This window comes from Sphingomonas sp. PP-CE-3G-477, assembly GCF_003050745.1.
Classification (GTDB): Bacteria; Pseudomonadota; Alphaproteobacteria; order Sphingomonadales; family Sphingomonadaceae; genus Sphingomonas.
On sequence record NZ_QAOF01000001.1, the window covers coordinates 1,043,901 to 1,060,392 of the forward strand.

The 16,492-nt window shown below is 65.5% G+C and carries 10 protein-coding genes; 6 read left to right on the forward strand and 4 right to left on the reverse strand.

What is annotated here, in order from left to right; genetic code table 11:
* The first annotated feature begins 56 nt into the window (after positions 1-56).
* Positions 57-1,889: a M2 family metallopeptidase gene (locus C8J45_RS04875; RefSeq protein ID WP_107962049.1), complete on the forward strand. Its 1,833-nt coding sequence runs from the start codon at positions 57-59 to the stop codon at positions 1,887-1,889.
* A 272-nt stretch (positions 1,890-2,161) separates the two neighbouring features.
* Here the strand turns inward: C8J45_RS04875 and C8J45_RS04880 are convergent, their stop codons facing one another.
* The 3 genes from C8J45_RS04880 to C8J45_RS04890 all read right to left on the reverse strand — a co-directional run bounded on the left by C8J45_RS04880 (position 2,162) and on the right by C8J45_RS04890 (position 4,818).
* The gene (locus C8J45_RS04880) at positions 2,162-2,656 is read right to left on the reverse strand and encodes a hypothetical protein (protein WP_107962050.1); all 495 of its coding nucleotides are present in this window, start codon (positions 2,654-2,656) and stop codon (positions 2,162-2,164) included.
* Positions 2,657-2,720: 64 nt separating this feature from the next.
* Positions 2,721-4,157 carry an AMP nucleosidase gene (locus tag C8J45_RS04885; RefSeq protein ID WP_107962051.1) on the reverse strand — a complete coding sequence of 479 codons (1,437 nt, stop codon included), beginning with the start codon at positions 4,155-4,157 and terminating at the stop codon, positions 2,721-2,723.
* Between the two features lie 181 nt (positions 4,158-4,338).
* Positions 4,339-4,818, reverse strand: coding sequence for a peroxiredoxin (locus C8J45_RS04890; RefSeq protein ID WP_107962052.1), 480 nt, complete (start codon positions 4,816-4,818; stop codon positions 4,339-4,341).
* Positions 4,819-4,926: 108 nt separating this feature from the next.
* On the opposite strand from C8J45_RS04890, the gene C8J45_RS04895 reads away from it, so the two are divergent.
* The 5 genes from C8J45_RS04895 (at position 4,927) to C8J45_RS04915 (ending at position 15,241) form a co-directional block, all read left to right on the forward strand.
* Positions 4,927-5,487: a YqgE/AlgH family protein gene (locus C8J45_RS04895; protein WP_107962276.1), complete on the forward strand. Its 561-nt coding sequence runs from the start codon at positions 4,927-4,929 to the stop codon at positions 5,485-5,487.
* A 262-nt stretch (positions 5,488-5,749) separates the two neighbouring features.
* Complete coding sequence (gene ahcY, locus C8J45_RS04900) at positions 5,750-7,183, forward strand: adenosylhomocysteinase (RefSeq protein ID WP_107962053.1); 1,434 nt, start codon at positions 5,750-5,752, stop codon at positions 7,181-7,183.
* A gap of 321 nt (positions 7,184-7,504) precedes the next feature.
* Complete coding sequence (locus C8J45_RS04905; protein WP_258191285.1) at positions 7,505-10,456, forward strand: TonB-dependent receptor domain-containing protein; 2,952 nt, start codon at positions 7,505-7,507, stop codon at positions 10,454-10,456.
* A 19-nt stretch (positions 10,457-10,475) separates the two neighbouring features.
* Positions 10,476-12,944: a beta-galactosidase GalA gene (galA, locus tag C8J45_RS04910; protein WP_107962054.1), complete on the forward strand. Its 2,469-nt coding sequence runs from the start codon at positions 10,476-10,478 to the stop codon at positions 12,942-12,944.
* Positions 12,944-15,241, forward strand: a complete 2,298-nt coding sequence (locus C8J45_RS04915; RefSeq protein WP_107962055.1) for a DPP IV N-terminal domain-containing protein — start codon at positions 12,944-12,946, stop codon at positions 15,239-15,241. The genes galA and C8J45_RS04915 overlap by 1 nt, the downstream gene beginning before the upstream one ends.
* A gap of 18 nt (positions 15,242-15,259) precedes the next feature.
* Here the strand turns inward: C8J45_RS04915 and C8J45_RS04920 are convergent, their stop codons facing one another.
* A complete protein-coding gene (locus C8J45_RS04920; RefSeq protein WP_107962056.1) occupies positions 15,260-16,444 on the reverse strand; it encodes a histidine-type phosphatase in 1,185 nt (394 codons plus the stop codon).
* Positions 16,445-16,492: the final 48 nt, after the last annotated feature.

The following is a 16,492-nucleotide window of genomic DNA, read 5'->3' on the forward strand; positions in this document are numbered from 1 at the left end:
GGCTTGACCGGCGAGCGGCTGACCATCACTCTGGGGGCATAATCCAGGGGGAATCCATGATCCGTACCGTTTCTCTGATCGCGCTGGCGTGTGCGATCGCCGCGCCCGTTGCGGCGCAGGCTCAGACCGCACGGCCCGCCGCTAACGGCAAGCCGACCGTCGCGCAGGCGGACGCCTTCGTTGCCGAGGCGGAGCAGGTGTTTGCCGCGAAGTCGGTGGATGCGTCGCGCGTGGCGTGGGTCAACGCGACCTACATTACCGACGATACAGATGCGCTGGCGGCGAAGTCGGGCGCGGAGATGACCGATCTTGGGGTTAAGTATGCGCTGGGCGCCGCGCGCTATGCGTCGCTGCCGGGGCTGTCGTTCGATACCAAGCGCAAGCTCGACCTGTTGCGCGGCGGGCTGACGCTGCCGGCACCGACGCGGCCGGGCGCATCCGATGAACTGTCGACACTGACCACCAAGATGTCGTCGTCCTACGGCAAGGGCATGGGGACGCTCGACGGCAAGCCGATCAACGGCTCGGATATCGAGGCTGCGATGGGGTCGACGCGCGATCCCGCCAAGCTGACCGAGATGTGGACGAGTTGGAACGACAAGGTCGGTGCGCCGATGCGCGGCGACTATGCGAAGATGACCGCGATCTCGAACGAGGGCGCGCGCGAGCTCGGCTACAAGGATGTCGGTGCGTTGTGGCGCTCGGGCTACGACATGACGCCCGAGCAGTTCGCGGCGCTGACCGACACGATCTGGAAGCAGGTCGAGCCGCTCTACATGGCGCTCCACACCTACACGCGGTGGAAGCTGAACGAGAAATACGGCGATGCGGTCCAGGCGAAGACCGGGCCGATCCGCAGCGACCTGCTCGGCAACATGTGGGCGCAGGAATGGGGCAACATCTACGACATCGTCGCTCCCAAGGGCGCGGGCGATCTGGGTTTCGACACCGGCGATCTGCTCAAGGCGAAGGGCTATGATCCGCTGAAGATGGTGAAGCAGGGCGAGGGCTTCTATTCGTCGCTGGGCTTCGCACCGCTGCCGGAGACGTTCTGGAAGCGGTCGCAGATCACCAAGCCTGCCGACCGCGACGTGATCTGTCACGCGTCGGCGTGGGATCTCGACAACCAGGACGATATCCGGATCAAGATGTGCACGAAGGTAAATGCGGACGACTTCGTCACGATCCACCACGAGCTCGGCCACAATTACTACCAGCGCGCGTACAAGGCGCAGCCGATGCTCTACAAGAACGGCGCCAACGACGGCTTCCACGAGGCGATCGGCGATACCGTCGCGCTGTCGATCACGCCGGATTATCTTGTGAAGATCGGGCTGCTCGACCAGGCGAAGGTGCCGAGCGCGGACAAGGACATCGGACTGTTGCTGCGCCAGGCGATGGACAAGGTCGCGTTCCTCCCGTTCGGCCTGCTGATCGACAAATGGCGCTGGGGCGTGTTCTCGGGGCAGATCCCGGCGACTGGGTATCAGGCGGCGTGGGACGCGTTGCGGCTCCAGTACCAGGGGATCAAGCCGCCGGTCGCACGCGACGAGACCAGGTTCGATGCGGGCGCGAAATATCACATCCCGGCGGCGGTGCCGTACACGCGCTACCTCTTGGCGCGGGTGTTGCAGTTCCAGTTCTACAAGGCGGCGTGCGACCAGTCGGGGTGGAAGGGGCCGCTGCATCGCTGCTCGTTCTACGGCAACAAGGCGGTGGGGACGAAGCTCAACGCGATGCTGAGCATGGGGCAGTCGAAGCCGTGGCCGGATGCGCTGCAGGTGTTCACCGGGAGCCGCGAGATGTCGGGCGCGGCGCTGGTGGAGTATTTCGCGCCGTTGAAGGCTTGGCTGGACGTGCAGAACAAGGGGAAGCCGACTGGGTGGTGAGGGGGTAAATTCTGACCTCGCCAAACCTGGTTCCCCCGCGGAGGCGGGGGCCCAGGGTTACGAACGCTTCCGTGGTTTTAGCTGGGCCCCCGCCTCCGCGGGGGAACCAAGGCGGCGTGGGGCGACACTTACAACGCACCACCCCGGCGAAGGCCGGGGTCCAGTTGGGAAACGTCGCTAACGGAGGGATGAGCTTAGTTACTCAAGACGTTCCAACTGGGCCCCGGCCTTCGCCGGGGTGGTGTATCTTTAGGCCTCGGTCGCGATGTGCCTTACTCCGGGACCGTCCGCGGATCGGCGATGCCGGCTTCGAACGACTTCGACGAATCCGCCCCGTCAGCCTGATGCGCGTGCGTGCCCTTCGGCTTGGGCGCTGATTGAGCCTTGGGCGTGCTCCCACGCAACGTCAGCAACGCGCCAACCGCCGCTCCGGCAACCGCGACACCACTGAAGATCGCGGCGGCACCCCATTTGCCGCGGGTCTTTTCCGCGGGCTTGGCGACCGGTGCCGGCGTCGCCGCGTTGCGTGCGGGGACCGGGCGCGGCGTGCTGCGCTTGGTCGAACGTGGCTTTGGCGCAGGCTTCGGCGGCGCTGCAGCCACAGGCTTGTCCGCAACGGGCTTCGCAACCGGTACCGGCTTGGACGCGACCGGCTTGGCCGACGACGTCGCAGCCGGAGCCGCCTTCGGCGCACTGGTCTTGCGCGGCGCGCGGCGGCGGGTGACGGGCTTCTTTGCTTCCGTATCGGGCGTGTCGGTGTCGGCCACGGTTATCTTCCCTCAGCAATGATTCCGGATGCGTAACCCATTCTCGCGCGATCCGCTCCGATTATTACCGGAACGGCGGCTCGTCGAATGCGCGGAGCTTGCGGCTGTGGAGCTTGGCGCCCTCCAAGCGGAGCTGTTCGCACGTCTCGATCCCGATCCGCAGATGCTCGCTGATCGCGCGTTCGTAGAAGCGGTTGGCCTGGCCCGGCAGCTTCAGCTCGCCGTGGAGCGGCTTGTCCGAGACGCAGAGCAAGGTGCCGTAGGGGACGCGGAAGCGATACCCTTGCGCGGCGATCGTCGCGGATTCCATGTCGATCCCGACGGCGCGCGACAGTGAGAAGCGGAGTGCGGACTTCGAGTAACGAAGTTCCCAGTTGCGGTCGTCGGTGGTGACGATCGTGCCGGTGCGGAGGCGGCGCTTGAGTTCCTCGCCCGACTGACCCGAGACGATCTCCGCCGCCTTGGCCATCGCGAGCTGGACTTCGGCGATCGCGGGGATCGGGATTTCGGGGGGCAGGACGTCGTCGAGGACATGATCGTCGCGCAGATAGGCGTGCGCGAGGACGTAGTCGCCGATCCGCTGGCTCGGGCGAAGGCCGCCGCAATGGCCGATCATCAGCCACGCCTCGGGACGCAGCACGGCGAGGTGATCGCAGATCGTCTTCGCGTTGGACGGCCCGACGCCGATGTTGACGAGCGTTATGCCGGTGCGGTCGTCCGCCATCAGGTGATAGGCGGGCATTTGGTGGCGGCGCCAGGCGCTGTCGGAGATGATCTTGTCGATGTCGTCGCCCGACGAGATCGTGATGCCGCCCGCGCCCGAGAGGCTGGTGAAGCGCGAGCCTTCGCCCAACTGCGTCCCGGCCCAGCGGACGAACTCGTCGACATAGCGGTGATAGTTGGTGAACAGGACGAAGCGCTGCGCGTGTTCCGCCGGCGTGCCCATGTAATGGCGCAGGCGGGCGAGGCTAAAATCGGTGCGCAGGCCATCGAACAGCGCGAGCGGACGCGTCTCGTCGTTGGCGACCCAGAGGCCATCGGCGATCTCGTCGCCGATGTGCGCCAGTTCGGTGGCGGGGAAGTGGCGCGACAATTCGGTCGCGGACACCTCGTCGAGGCTCAGCGCATGGCCGGGCTCGATCACATAGGGGAACGGGATTTCCTGGCGACCCTCGACCGCTTCGACGGTGACGTCGTAATCCTCGATCAGCAGCGTAAGCTGTTCGGTCAGGTATTCGGCGAAGATCGCGGGCTTGGTGACGCTGATGCGGTATTCGCCCGCGTTGACCAGGCGACCGAACGACCGCAGCGGGGTCGGGCGATCGACGCCGCCCTTATAGGTCAGCCGGATTTCGGGATAGGCGAACGAGCCGTCGGTGCGGCTGACCGGATCTGGAGTCGTGCCGTCGGCGATATAGGCGCTCATGGCGGCTTGGAGGCGCTCGACGGAGGCGCGGTAGAGGCGGTCGAGGTCGGCGACGAGGTCGGATGCGATTGTCATCGGGCAGTGTTAGGTGGCGGACGTTACGGTGGCAAGACCACCTAAATCCTCCCCGTGTCGGGGAGGTGGCAGCCCACTCGGACTGACGGAGGGGGCGCTCCACGACCGTAACGCTCGCGATGAACCCCCTCCACCCTTCGGCAAAGGTGCCGAACGGTCCCCCTCCCCGTGCCGGGGAGGATTAGATCTCGCTCAGCAGGTGCTCGGCCGAGCTCACCTTGAACTCGCCGGGAGCCTCGACGTTTAGCTGCTCGACCACGCCGTCGTTGACCAGCATCGAGTAACGCTGGCTACGTGTGCCCATGCCGAAGCCCGAGCCGTCCATCGTCAGCCCGATCGCCTTGGCGAAATCGGCATTGCCGTCCGCCAGCATCGTGATGTCGCCGGCGCCGGCCGACTTGCCCCATGCGCCCATCACGAAAGCGTCGTTGACCGACACGCAGGCGATCTCGTCGACGCCCTTGGCCTTCAGCTCGGCTTCCTTCTCGACGAAACCCGGCAAATGCTTGGCCGAGCAGGTCGGCGTGAATGCGCCAGGGACCGCGAACAGCGCAACCTTACGGCCCTTGAAGAAGCTGCCGGTATCGACCTGGTCGGGGCCATCCGCGGTGGCCTTGACGAGAGTGGTGGTGGGAAGCCGGTCGCCGACGCTGATCGTCATCTGAAATCTCCTGTGCCGCGCGGTCGTCGCGCGCGGTGCGTACCTTGGACGCCGGACGGCGGATTTCAAGCGTGGCGACGGGGTACGCGCAACGCTATGTTCCTGGTCATGGACAAAACGCGCTTTCTTTCGGGACAATTCCTGCTCGCGATGCCTGGCATGAGCGACCCACGCTTCGCCCGCGCCGTGATCGCGATGTGTAGCCATGACGAGAATGGCGCGATCGGGATCGGGATCGGTGCGACGATCGACGGTTTGGGCTTCCACGACCTCCTCGAACAGTTCGGGATCGAGCCGGGCGATGCGCCGAATGCGCCGGTACATTTCGGCGGCCCGGTCGAGCCGCGTCGTGGGTTCGTCGTACACTCGTCCGACTGGGGCGGGCAGGACTCGGTCGATGTCGCCGGGCGGTGGAAGCTGTCGAGCACGGTCGACGTGCTGCGAGCGATCGCCGAGGGGAAGGGCCCGTCGGAGTGGGTGGTGGCGCTTGGCTATGCCGGTTGGGATGGCGGACAGCTGGAGGGTGAGCTGTCGCGGCCGGGGTGGTTCAACGTGGCCGGCGATGTCGAACTGCTGTTCGAGACCGCGGCGGAGGATCGCTGGACGCTGGCCTTCGCGCAGGCTGGCGTGGATCCGCGGTTGCTGGTGGCGGAGACGGGTAGGGCGTAATCTTCCCCCCTCCCTGGAAGGGAGGGGCCGGGGGTGGGTCGGCCGGTTGGCTAGCCGTGCGCCCGCCTCGAACCGACCCGCCCCCAACCCCTCCCTTCCAGGGAGGGGAGCCGAAGAAGGGCAACGCAGCTTACACAGCGTGCATCCCCAAACGTCATATAAAGATATCTTTATATTTGATTTGGGGCCTCCACTCTTCTATGATGCAGTATCCGGCACGGGCATGAGGCTCGCCGATCACGATATTCTCAGGAGACTCCTCGTGGCCACCACGCTTGCGCCTACGAAGACCGACGCCAAGGCCGACTACGTCGTCGCAGACATCAGCCTCGCCGATTTCGGCCGCGCCGAGATCAACATCGCCGAGACCGAAATGCCCGGCCTGATGTCGCTGCGCACCGAATTCGGCGCAGCACAGCCGCTCAAGGGCGCGCGGATCACCGGTTCGCTGCACATGACGATCCAGACCGCCGTGCTGATCGAGACGCTGACCGCGCTCGGCGCCGACGTCCGCTGGGCGACCTGCAACATCTTCTCGACGCAGGACCATGCCGCCGCCGCAATCGCCGCGACTGGCGTGCCGGTGTTCGCGATCAAGGGCGAGAGCCTTGCGGATTACTGGAACTATGTCGGCGATATCTTCTCGTGGGATCGCGACGTAGAGGGCCAGACCGCCAACATCATCCTCGATGACGGCGGCGATGCGACGATGTTCGCCCTCTGGGGTGCCAAGCTCGAAGCCGGTCACACGATGCCCGAGCCCGAGAACGAGGAAGAGGTCGAGATGCAGCGTGCGCTCAAGGCGTACGTCGCGAAGAACCCCGGCTACCTCACCGAGACCGTCAAGAACCTGAAGGGCGTCTCGGAAGAGACCACCACCGGTGTTCACCGCCTGTACGAGATCGCCAAGAAGGGCGAGCTGCCGTTCCCCGCGATCAACGTCAACGACTCGGTGACCAAGTCGAAGTTCGACAACCTCTACGGTTGCAAGGAGTCGCTGGTCGACGCGATCCGTCGCGCGACCGACGTCATGCTCGCCGGCAAGGTCGCCGCGGTCGCTGGTTTCGGTGACGTCGGCAAGGGCTCGGCCCAGTCGCTTCGCAACGGCGGCGCGCGCGTGATGGTCACCGAAGTCGATCCGATCTGCGCACTGCAGGCGGCGATGGAGGGCTTCGAAGTCGTGACGATGGAAGAGGCCGTGACCCGCGCCGACATCTTCGTGACCGCGACCGGCAATGCCGACGTCATCACCGCCGATCACATGAAGGCGATGAAGCCGATGTCGATCGTCTGCAACATCGGCCACTTCGACTCGGAGATCCAGATCGCCGCGCTGTCGAACTACGACTGGACCGAAGTGAAGCCCGGCACCGACCTGGTGAAGTTCCCGGACGGCAAGCAGATCATCATCCTGGCGAAGGGTCGCCTGGTGAACCTCGGTTGCGCCACCGGCCACCCATCGTTCGTGATGTCGGCCTCGTTCACCAACCAGACGCTCGCGCAGATCGAGCTCTGGACCAAGGGTGAGAACTACAAGAACGAAGTCTACGTCCTGCCGAAGCACCTCGACGAGAAGGTCGCGATGCTCCACCTCGAGAAGCTCGGCGTAAAGCTGTCGAAGCTGTCGGACAAGCAGGCCGGCTACATCGGCGTGCCGGTCGAGGGCCCGTTCAAGCCGGACCATTACCGCTACTAAGATAGCCGCCACGATCGCTGTCGCGGTCGTTGCCGGGAAGGCCGCGTCTACCGAGAGGTAGGCGCGGCCTTTTTCGTTCGTGTTCGCTTGGAGGTGCTGCCGGGCGCGGAATCGTTGGCGAGTCGGCTGGTTCGCGGATGGCTGTCAGGAGGGATTCCAGCCTCGGTGGACTAAGCAGTTACCCCGGCAAGTACCGCGTCCAATCGGTATCTCGTCCCGTCGCGCACCCGATTCATCGGATATAGGATATCGTATATTATATTTGACAATGTCTTGAGGGCGTGATGAACTGTTCCCAACACATCAGGAAACGGGGCATTCATGAAATCTTTCGCCAGTCTGCGCGGTAATCGTTCGAGCATCGGTACGGTCGTGGCGATGCTTCTTTCGTCCAGCGCCTACGCGCAGGTCCTGCCCGTCCCCCAGCCGGGCACGACCGCGACGAACGAGGCCGGCGAAGATTCGATCGTCGTGACGGGGACGCGCATCCGGCGCCCTGACCTTGCGAGCAACAGCCCGATCACGTCGGTGACGGATCAGGAAATCAAATATCAGGGCGCGGTGAACGTCGAGAGCGTGCTGAACCGGCTGCCGCAGTTCAAGGCCGATGCGAACGAGAACGTCTCGAACGGGTCTGACGGTACGGCCAACATCAACCTTCGCAGCCTGGGGCCGAACCGGACTCTGGTCCTGCTCAGCGGCCAGCGGTTGCTGCCCCAGCAGGCGATGGATCTGAACTTCGTCCCGTCGACGCTGATCGACCGGGTCGACGTGGTGACCGGCGGCGCGTCCGCGGTGTACGGGTCCGACGCGGTGGCGGGCGTGGTGAACTTCGTGCTGAAGGATCATCTCGACGGGTTGCGGATCGATGTGCAGTCCGGGCTCGGCGTTCACACCAACGACAACAGCGCGGTGCGCGATATCATCACGACGCGCGGCTATGCCAATGCGCCGCACCGCGTCGCCGATGGCGGCAAGCAGGATATCAACGCGGCGTACGGCAAGAACTTCGCCGACGGCCGTGGCAACATCACTGTCTATGGCGGGTATCGCCACACCGATCCGGTGTTGCAGGCGAGCCGCGACGTTTCGGCGTGCGCGCTGAACCAGGCAGACGATGCCGGCACGGGGCTGGTGTGTGGCGGATCGAGCAACTCGCCCTACGGCACGTTCGCCCCGCTCGGCGGGCCCAATGCCGGCAAGACGCTGACCAACAACATCGACGGGACGCGGACCTGGGTGCCCTACACCTCGGCCTACGCGTACAACTACTCGCCGACCAACTACCTCCAGCGCTCCGACGATCGCTACATCGGCGGCGGGTTCGCCAAGTTCGAGATCGCGCCGATCGCCGAGGTCTATGGCAGCTTCATGTACATGAAGGATCACACCTTCTCGCAGGTCGCACCATCCGCGCTGTTCCTGGGAACGAGCTTCACCGTACCGTGCAACAACCCGCTGATGAGCACCGCGCAACAACAGTCGTTATGCGGACCGACCGCCGGCACCGCGGCGACGCAGGATACGCTGATCGGCTACCGCCTCGGTGACGGCCAGTCGCGCCGCGACGATCTTCGCCATCAGGATTACCGCTATTCCGCCGGCGTGCGCGGCGATCTCGGCCACGGCTTTCAGTACGACGTGAACTATCTGCATTCGCTGGTGAAGTTCAACGAGACGTACATGAACAACGTCGACAATGTGAAGGCGCAGCGCGCGCTCGACGTGGTCAACGTCAACGGCGTGCCGACCTGCCGTTCGGTGATCGACGGCAGCGATCCCGCCTGCATTCCGGTCAACGTCTTCCAGCCCAACGCGATCACCGACACGCAGGCCGCCTATCTGTTCTCGGAGAGCAACACCGCGTCGCGCAATGCGCTCACGGTGATCTCCGCGAATGTCAACGGCGACCTCGGCACGTTCGGCATCACCAGCCCCTGGGCCAAGCGCGGCGTCAACATCGCGCTGGGCGCGGAACGTCGCCGCGAGACGCTCAACTATACGGCGGATGCGGTCGCCGAACAGGGCGGCGTGACCGACTCGGACGGGCGCATTACCGTCAACGAAGCGTACGGCGAGATCGAAATTCCGATCCTGCAGGACCTGCCGTTCGCGCATGCGCTGACGATCAACGGCGGCCTTCGGTATTCGGCGTATCGCAACGACCAGCAATCGACCGGCCTGAAGTCAAAGTACAACGTCTGGACCTACAAGGGTGAGGCAAGCTGGGCACCGTCGCAGGATGCGCGTCTTCGCTTCAGCTACAACCGCGCGATCCGCGCACCCAATATCGCCGAACTGTTCGGATCGCGATCGATCGGCAACGTCGCCGCACAGGATCCGTGCTCGGGCGCCTCGCCGACCGTATCGTTCGACGTCTGCCGGCTGACCGGCGTGACACAGGCCCAATATGGCAGCATCATCGAATGCCCGTCGGACACCTGTTCGGCACAGTTCGGCGGGAACGTCGCGCTGAAGCCCGAAAAGGCGGATACCTATACCGCGGGTATCGTCCTGACGCCGCGAATGGTGCGCAATTTGACGCTGACCGTCGATTATTTCCACATCAAGGTGAAGGACTATATCAGCTCGGTCGATCCTTCGCTGGCGATCAGCCAGTGCGTCGCAGGCGGCGATCCATTCTATTGCGGACTGTTCACGCGCGATCCACGCTCGGGCGCGATCTTCGGTACCAATGGCTATATCGTCTCGACGACCTACAATACCGGATCGCTGACGACCTCCGGGGTCGACATCACCGCAGATTACACGTTCGGGATCGGCGCGCTCGGCAAGCTCAACGTGAACCTGGTCGGCACGCGCCTGATCGAGCAGACCTCCGAACCGCTGGCCGGTCTCGGCAGCTTCGATTGCAAGGGGCTGTACGGCTATACCTGCGCCCAGCCCAACCCGACATGGCGGCATGCGATGCGGGCGACGTGGCAGATCCCGCAGGGTGCCTCGGTGTCGGTTGCCTGGCGCCATACCGACTCGGTCAAGTTGTCGTCGTTGGCGGACAACAGCTTTTTGGACCAGAATGCGAAGAGCAACATCAACCGGAAGATCTCGGCGTACAACTACATCGATCTCGCGGGCACCGTTGCGGTCGGGGAGGGGCTCCAGTTGCGGGCGGGCGTCAATAACCTGTTCGACAAGGACCCGCCGGCGATCGCAGCCGGCATCCTGTCGTCGTTCGGCAACGGCAACACATATCCTGGCGTGTACGATACGCTCGGGCGGACGATGTTCGTCGGCGCCACGGTGAACTTCTGACGCGGATTGGGATGACGATATGACGCGTTTCGGCCGCCGCGACGTTTTGAAGACGGGCGGCGTGTCCGCACTCGCCGCCATCGTTCCCGCAGGGGCGATCGGTGCGGCGGAAACGGCGCAACGGGCAAATCCGCGCGAGATCGCGTCGCTCGGGACCGGGTGGCGGTTCCACCTCGGCCATGCGAGCGATCCGGTGAAGGATTTCGGCTTCGGTCGCTCGCACGACACGTATGGCAAGTCGGGCGATGTCGGCACGCCGGTTGCCGAACCCAAGTTCGACGACAGCGCGTGGGAAGCGGTGACGCTGCCACACGACTGGGCGGTCGACCTGCCGTTCGAACAGTTTGGGCCGGCAGGAAGCGAGGCGGATCGGACCGGATCGTTCCAGGGGTTCAAGCCGGTCGGGCGGATGTGGCCGGCGACCAGCGTCGGCTGGTATCGGCGCGTGATCGCATTGGCGAAGGCGGATGCGGGGCGGCGGTTGCTGCTCCAGTTCGACGGGGTGGCGCGCGACTGCATCGTGATCCTCAACGGTTTCGTCGTGGGATCGAACGAGAGCGGTTATGCGCCGTTCGAGATCGACGTCACCGACTTCGCCAAATCTGGCGAGGACAATGTGCTCGTCATCCGCTGCGACGTGAGCCGGGGCGAGGCGTGGTCGTACGAGGGAGCGGGGCTCTACCGCGACGTGCGGCTGGTGAAGACCGCGCCTGTGCATGTCCGGCGATGGGGGGCGACCGTGCGGTGCTCGGTCGGCTCGGATGGCGCGATCGTGCGGGTCTCGACCGAGATCGACAATGACGGTCCCGCCGCCAGTGCGCGCGTGCGGTCCACGGTGGTCGGGCCGGACGGGACGACGGTCGCGGTGCTGTTTGCGGACCCGCTGGACTTGCCGGCCTGGGGGAAGGCGATTGGGGCGCAGGACACGCGCATTGCTGCGCCCGCGCTCTGGTCGCTGGAAACGCCGCATCTCTACACCTTGGTCAGCGAGATCCTCGTCGATGGCGTGGTGGTGGACCGCGACACGTGCACATTCGGCATCCGCACTATCCGCTTCGACGCAACGCTCGGGTTCTTCCTCAATGGCAAGCCGGTCAAGATCAAGGGCACCTGCAACCATCAGGATCACGCCGGGGTCGGCTTCGCGGTGCCTGACAGCCTGCACGTCTGGCGGCTCGAACGGCTGAAGGCGATGGGCAGTAACGCCTATCGCTCGACGCATCATTCGCCGTCGCCCGCGATCCTCGACGCGTGCGACCGGATGGGCCTGCTGATGATCGACGAGACGCGGCAGATGTCGAGCAACGCCGAGGGGATGGGGCAACTCGAACGGATGGTGCGGCAGGGGCGCAATCACCCGAGCATCATCCTGTGGAGCATCGGCAACGAGGAGATCCATCGCGGTACGCAGACCGGCGCACGGATCGCCGAGACGATGAAGCGCAAGGTCTACGACCTCGACGGGACGCGGCCGGTGACGGAGGCGTTCAACGGCAAGTTCGGGGAGGGCGCGTCGCGCGTGCTCGACGTGATGGGGTGCAATTACTACCTCGACGCGATCGATCCGTACCATGCCGCGCACCCCGACATGCCGATGATCGGCACCGAGACGGGCAGCACGGTGATGACCCGCGGCGAATATGCGCGCGACGACAAGGCTGGCTTCGTGCCCGCGTACGACCGCGAATTCCCCAAATGGGCGACGACCGCGGGAAAATGGTGGAGTTTCTACGACGCGCGACCGTTCCTGAGCGGCGGGTTCGTGTGGACCGGGTTCGACTATCGTGGCGAGCCTACCCCGTTCGAGCGCTGGCCGGAGAACGTCTCGAACTTCGGGCAGATGGACCTGTGCGGCTTCCCCAAGGACAATTATCATTACTATCGCGCGTGGTGGAGTGGAGAGCCGGTGCTGCACCTGTTCCCGCACTGGAATTGGGCGGGGCGCGAGGGCCAGCCGGTGTCGGTGTGGGTGCACAGCAACTGCGAGATGGTCGAGCTGATCCTGAACGGGCGCAGCCTCGGGCGGCAGGCGGTGGTGAAGAACACGCATCTCGAATGGCAGGTCGCCTATGCGCCGGGCCGGATTGAGGCGCACGGGTATCGCGGCGGCAAGCGCGTGATGCACGCGGTGCGCGAGACCACGGGGGCGGCGGCACGGATCGGGTTGTCGAGCGATCGGCGGCACTTGGCGCCGGGCGAGGTCGCGGTCGTGCGCGTGGCGATCCTTGATGCGAAACGGCGCGAGATGCCGACCGCGTCGGATCGCGTTACCTTCGCGCTGTCGGGCGATGCCAGGTTGCTGGGGGTCGGCAATGGCGATCCGCGGAGTCTGGAGCCCGATCATGCGACGTCGCGCTCAGCGTTCAACGGGCTGTGCATGGCGCTGGTTCAGGCGGGCGCGACGGGCGGGCCGATCCGGCTCGAAGCGCGCGGCGACGGGTTGGCGCCGGCGATGCTGCCGTTGATCGGCATGACCAAGGAAATCTGATGCTGGTATGTCGTTCGTCGCGGGCGCTCGCGCTGGTATTGCTGTGCGCTTCGGTGGCAGCGGAAGCGGCGCCAGATGAGGCGGCGTTTCAGCGCTCGATCGGTTTGCGGCGGGCGTGGCAGGATCTCACGCGCGAAGTCGCGTGGCCTGCACACTGGACGCCGGACGGGCGGCGCTTTTCCTATCGCAAGACGGTGGCAGGCGGGTTTGCGTTCGAGACGGTGGACGCGAAGACGCTCGCCAAGTCGCCCGCGTTCGATACGGCCAAGCTTGCGGCGGCGCTGGGCGATGCACGTCACGAGGCGGTCGATCCGATGCACCTGCCGTTCGCCGAGTTCGACTATGCCGACGACGGCAAGGCGATCGCGTTTTCGCTGGACGAAACGCGGTGGCGGTGCGGGATCATCGTCTACCGCTGCGAGGCCGCCGTCGACCGGAGCCGCCCACGCGGCTTCGGCGTGGTGCGCGACATGTCGGTGCCGGCCGAGAACAGTCCCAAGGTTTCGCCGGACGGTAAATGGACCGCATTCGTACAGGGCGACAATCTCGTCGTGCGCGAGACCGGCGATGCAACCGTCGTTCCGCTGAGCGTCGACGGGACGGCAGGCGATTTCTACGATCCGGAGACGCTGCGCTGGTCGCCCGACAGCCGGCACATCATGATCTATCGGGTCAAGCCGGGCTATCAGCGGCGGGTATTGCGGGTCGAGTCTTCGCCGCGCGATCAGCTTCAGCCGAAGCTACAAAGCCAGCTCTACCCCAAGCCCGGCGACGCGATCGATCAGGAACGACCAGTGCTGTTCGATGTCGCCACGCGGCGCCAGACGGTGATCGACGACGCGCTGTTCCCCAACGCGTACGAACTCTCCGCGCCACGCTGGCGGAGCGACGGGCGGAGCGTCGCGTTCGACTATGTTCGACGTGGTTTCGGGCAGGCGCGGATCGTCGCGGTCGATGCGGAGACCGGGGTCGCGCACGCGGCGGTGACCGAGGATGCGAAGACCTTCGTGTTCGCCGACCGCCGCTATGCGCATGAGGTGAACGGTCTTGGCGACGAGATCGTCTGGGCGTCGGAGCGCGATGGCTGGAACCATCTGTACCTGATCGACGGCCGCACCGGGAAGGTGAAGAACCGGATCACGACTGGGGACTGGGTGGTGCGCGACGTGGTCGCTGTCGACGACGCCAAGCGCCAGATCGTGTTTTCGGCGAGCGGGATGAACGCGGGTGAGGATCCGTATTTTCGCCACGTCTACCGGATCGATTTCGACGGCCGCCACATGAGCGCGCTGACGCCCGCCAAGGCGGATCACGACGTGCGGTTCTCGCCGGACGGGACGCAGTATGTCGACACCTATTCGCGCGTCGACCTGCCTACGGTCAGCGAACTGCACCGGTCGAGCGACGGCGCGCTGGTCGCGACGATCACCAAGGGCGACGACAGCGCGTTGCGCGCAGCGGGGTTTCGGCCGCCCGAGGTGTTCGTCGCGAAGGGGCGTGATGGCAAGACCGACATCTGGGGCGTCGTCGTTCGGCCGCGCGATTACGATCCACGCAAGAAATATCCGGTAATCGAGAACATCTATGCGGGGCCGCACGAGAGCTTCGTGCCCAAGCAATATTGGCCGTTCGGCTATCATTCCGGCGGCGACAAGGTCATCGGCATGCAGGAGCAGGCCGACCTCGGCTTCATCGTCGTGCAGATCGACGGGATGGGGACCGCCAACCGTTCGAAGGCATTCCAGGACGTCGCGTGGAAGAACCTCGCGGACTCGGGCTTCCCCGATCGTATCCTCTGGCACCGCGCGATGGCGGCGAAGGACCCGTCCTACGATATCGGCCGGGTCGGCATCTATGGCGCGTCGGCGGGCGGGCAGAGTACGCTGAACGCGCTGCTGTTCCACGGCGATTTCTACAAGGTCGGGGTGGCCTATGCAGGCTGCTACGACAACCGGATGGACAAGATCAGCTGGAACGAACAGTGGCTCGGCTGGCCGGTGGATGCGAGCTATGCCGCCGCTTCGGGCGTCGGTCATGCCGCGCAGCTGACCGGCAAGCTGCTGATGATCGTCGGCGAGCAGGACAGCAACGTCGACCCGGCTTCGACGATGCAGATCGCCGATGCGCTGATCCGTGCGGACAAGGATTTCGACCTGCTGGTGGTGCCGGGTGGCGAGCACAGCGTCGGGCGCTCGACCGGACCGATCGATTATGTCGCGCGGCGGCAGTTCGGGTTCTTCGTGGCGAACCTGGCGGGAGAAGCGGTGCCCAATCGGAATGCTCTCCCGCCGTCCTGACGACGAGCCGGACCGGCGTCACCGGGCGGAGGGGGCCGCGATCCGCGACCTGAGGAGATCGACAAACTGGTTCAGCGGGCACGGTGCTGCGCAGTTCGGTATCGCGATCGGTGTCGCCAGGACATCGGGGCGTAGCGCGCGGATCGCGGCGAGGGGTTGCGCACGGTAGAACAGCCGGACGAAGCGGGCTCCGGAACGCCGGTCGCGCAGCCGTTCGATGACGATGGCACCGCCTGGCGCGACGTCGTTTCGGGCAAAGCCTGGCGCATCGAGATCGACATGCAGCGCTGCGGCGAGCGCGGTGACGTTGGTATCGTGGCCGACCAGTATGTCGAGCCGCGGCGCGTCGGGCGCGGTGAGCGTGTCGAGGATCCGGTGGCCGAGTACCGCAGCCTGATGCGCCGCCATGTAGGGCGCGCGCGTGAACACGTCGAACAGCGCGGCATGGAGTGCGCCCAGGCGTGCGATCGTCGCGGGATCGGCGCGGCCCCAACCAACATCTGCGCGGGACATGCCCTCTGCCTCCTGGAGCAGCAGGACCTGCGCAATGCCCGAGGTATCACGGATCGGCCCGGTGAGATCGATGCCGTGGCCATCGGCGGACGGGGTGAGAGTCGCCGGTCCCGCAGGGCTGCATGCGCCGCCGCCGCTGCAGCCGAGTACACGCTCCAGCAAGGCGATGGTCGGCCGGTGGCGCGCGACGAGGGCGTCCATCCCGCCGGTAACGTGGTCGATCGATGCGATCGCCTGTTTCGGGTCGAACGCGGTGGCGGCCGCGCGCAATGGTTCGAAAATCGGATCCGTGCGGTCGTCGGCGAGGTGGCCGACCGACATCGTGCAACCCGGCGCAAATCCCTCGGCATAGGCCTTGCCGCTGGCGATCGTGCGTTCGGCGGTATTGGTCCAGATCCGGACCGCACCGGCGGCGGGGCAGCGGGCGATGCCGAGCGGTGCAAGCCAGCGCCGATCGTAGCGTGCGAGCAACCGCATCGCCGCTGCGCCGTGCGAGGTCAGATGACCTTCGGGAACCGACCATTTCGGCCAGCGCCGAGCGGTCCTGGTGTTGGCCGGGACTTCTCCGGACAAGGGCGCGCGGACGCCGTGACGCATCACGATCACAACGCGTTCGAGGTCCAGCCGGTTCGGAGCCGGACGCGCGGATGCCGTCATTGGCAGGCCGGCCAGGACGGCGGGACCGAGCATGGTCGAGAGAAGTCGGAGAGGGCGCATCGGGGGACTTGCTGTATTCAG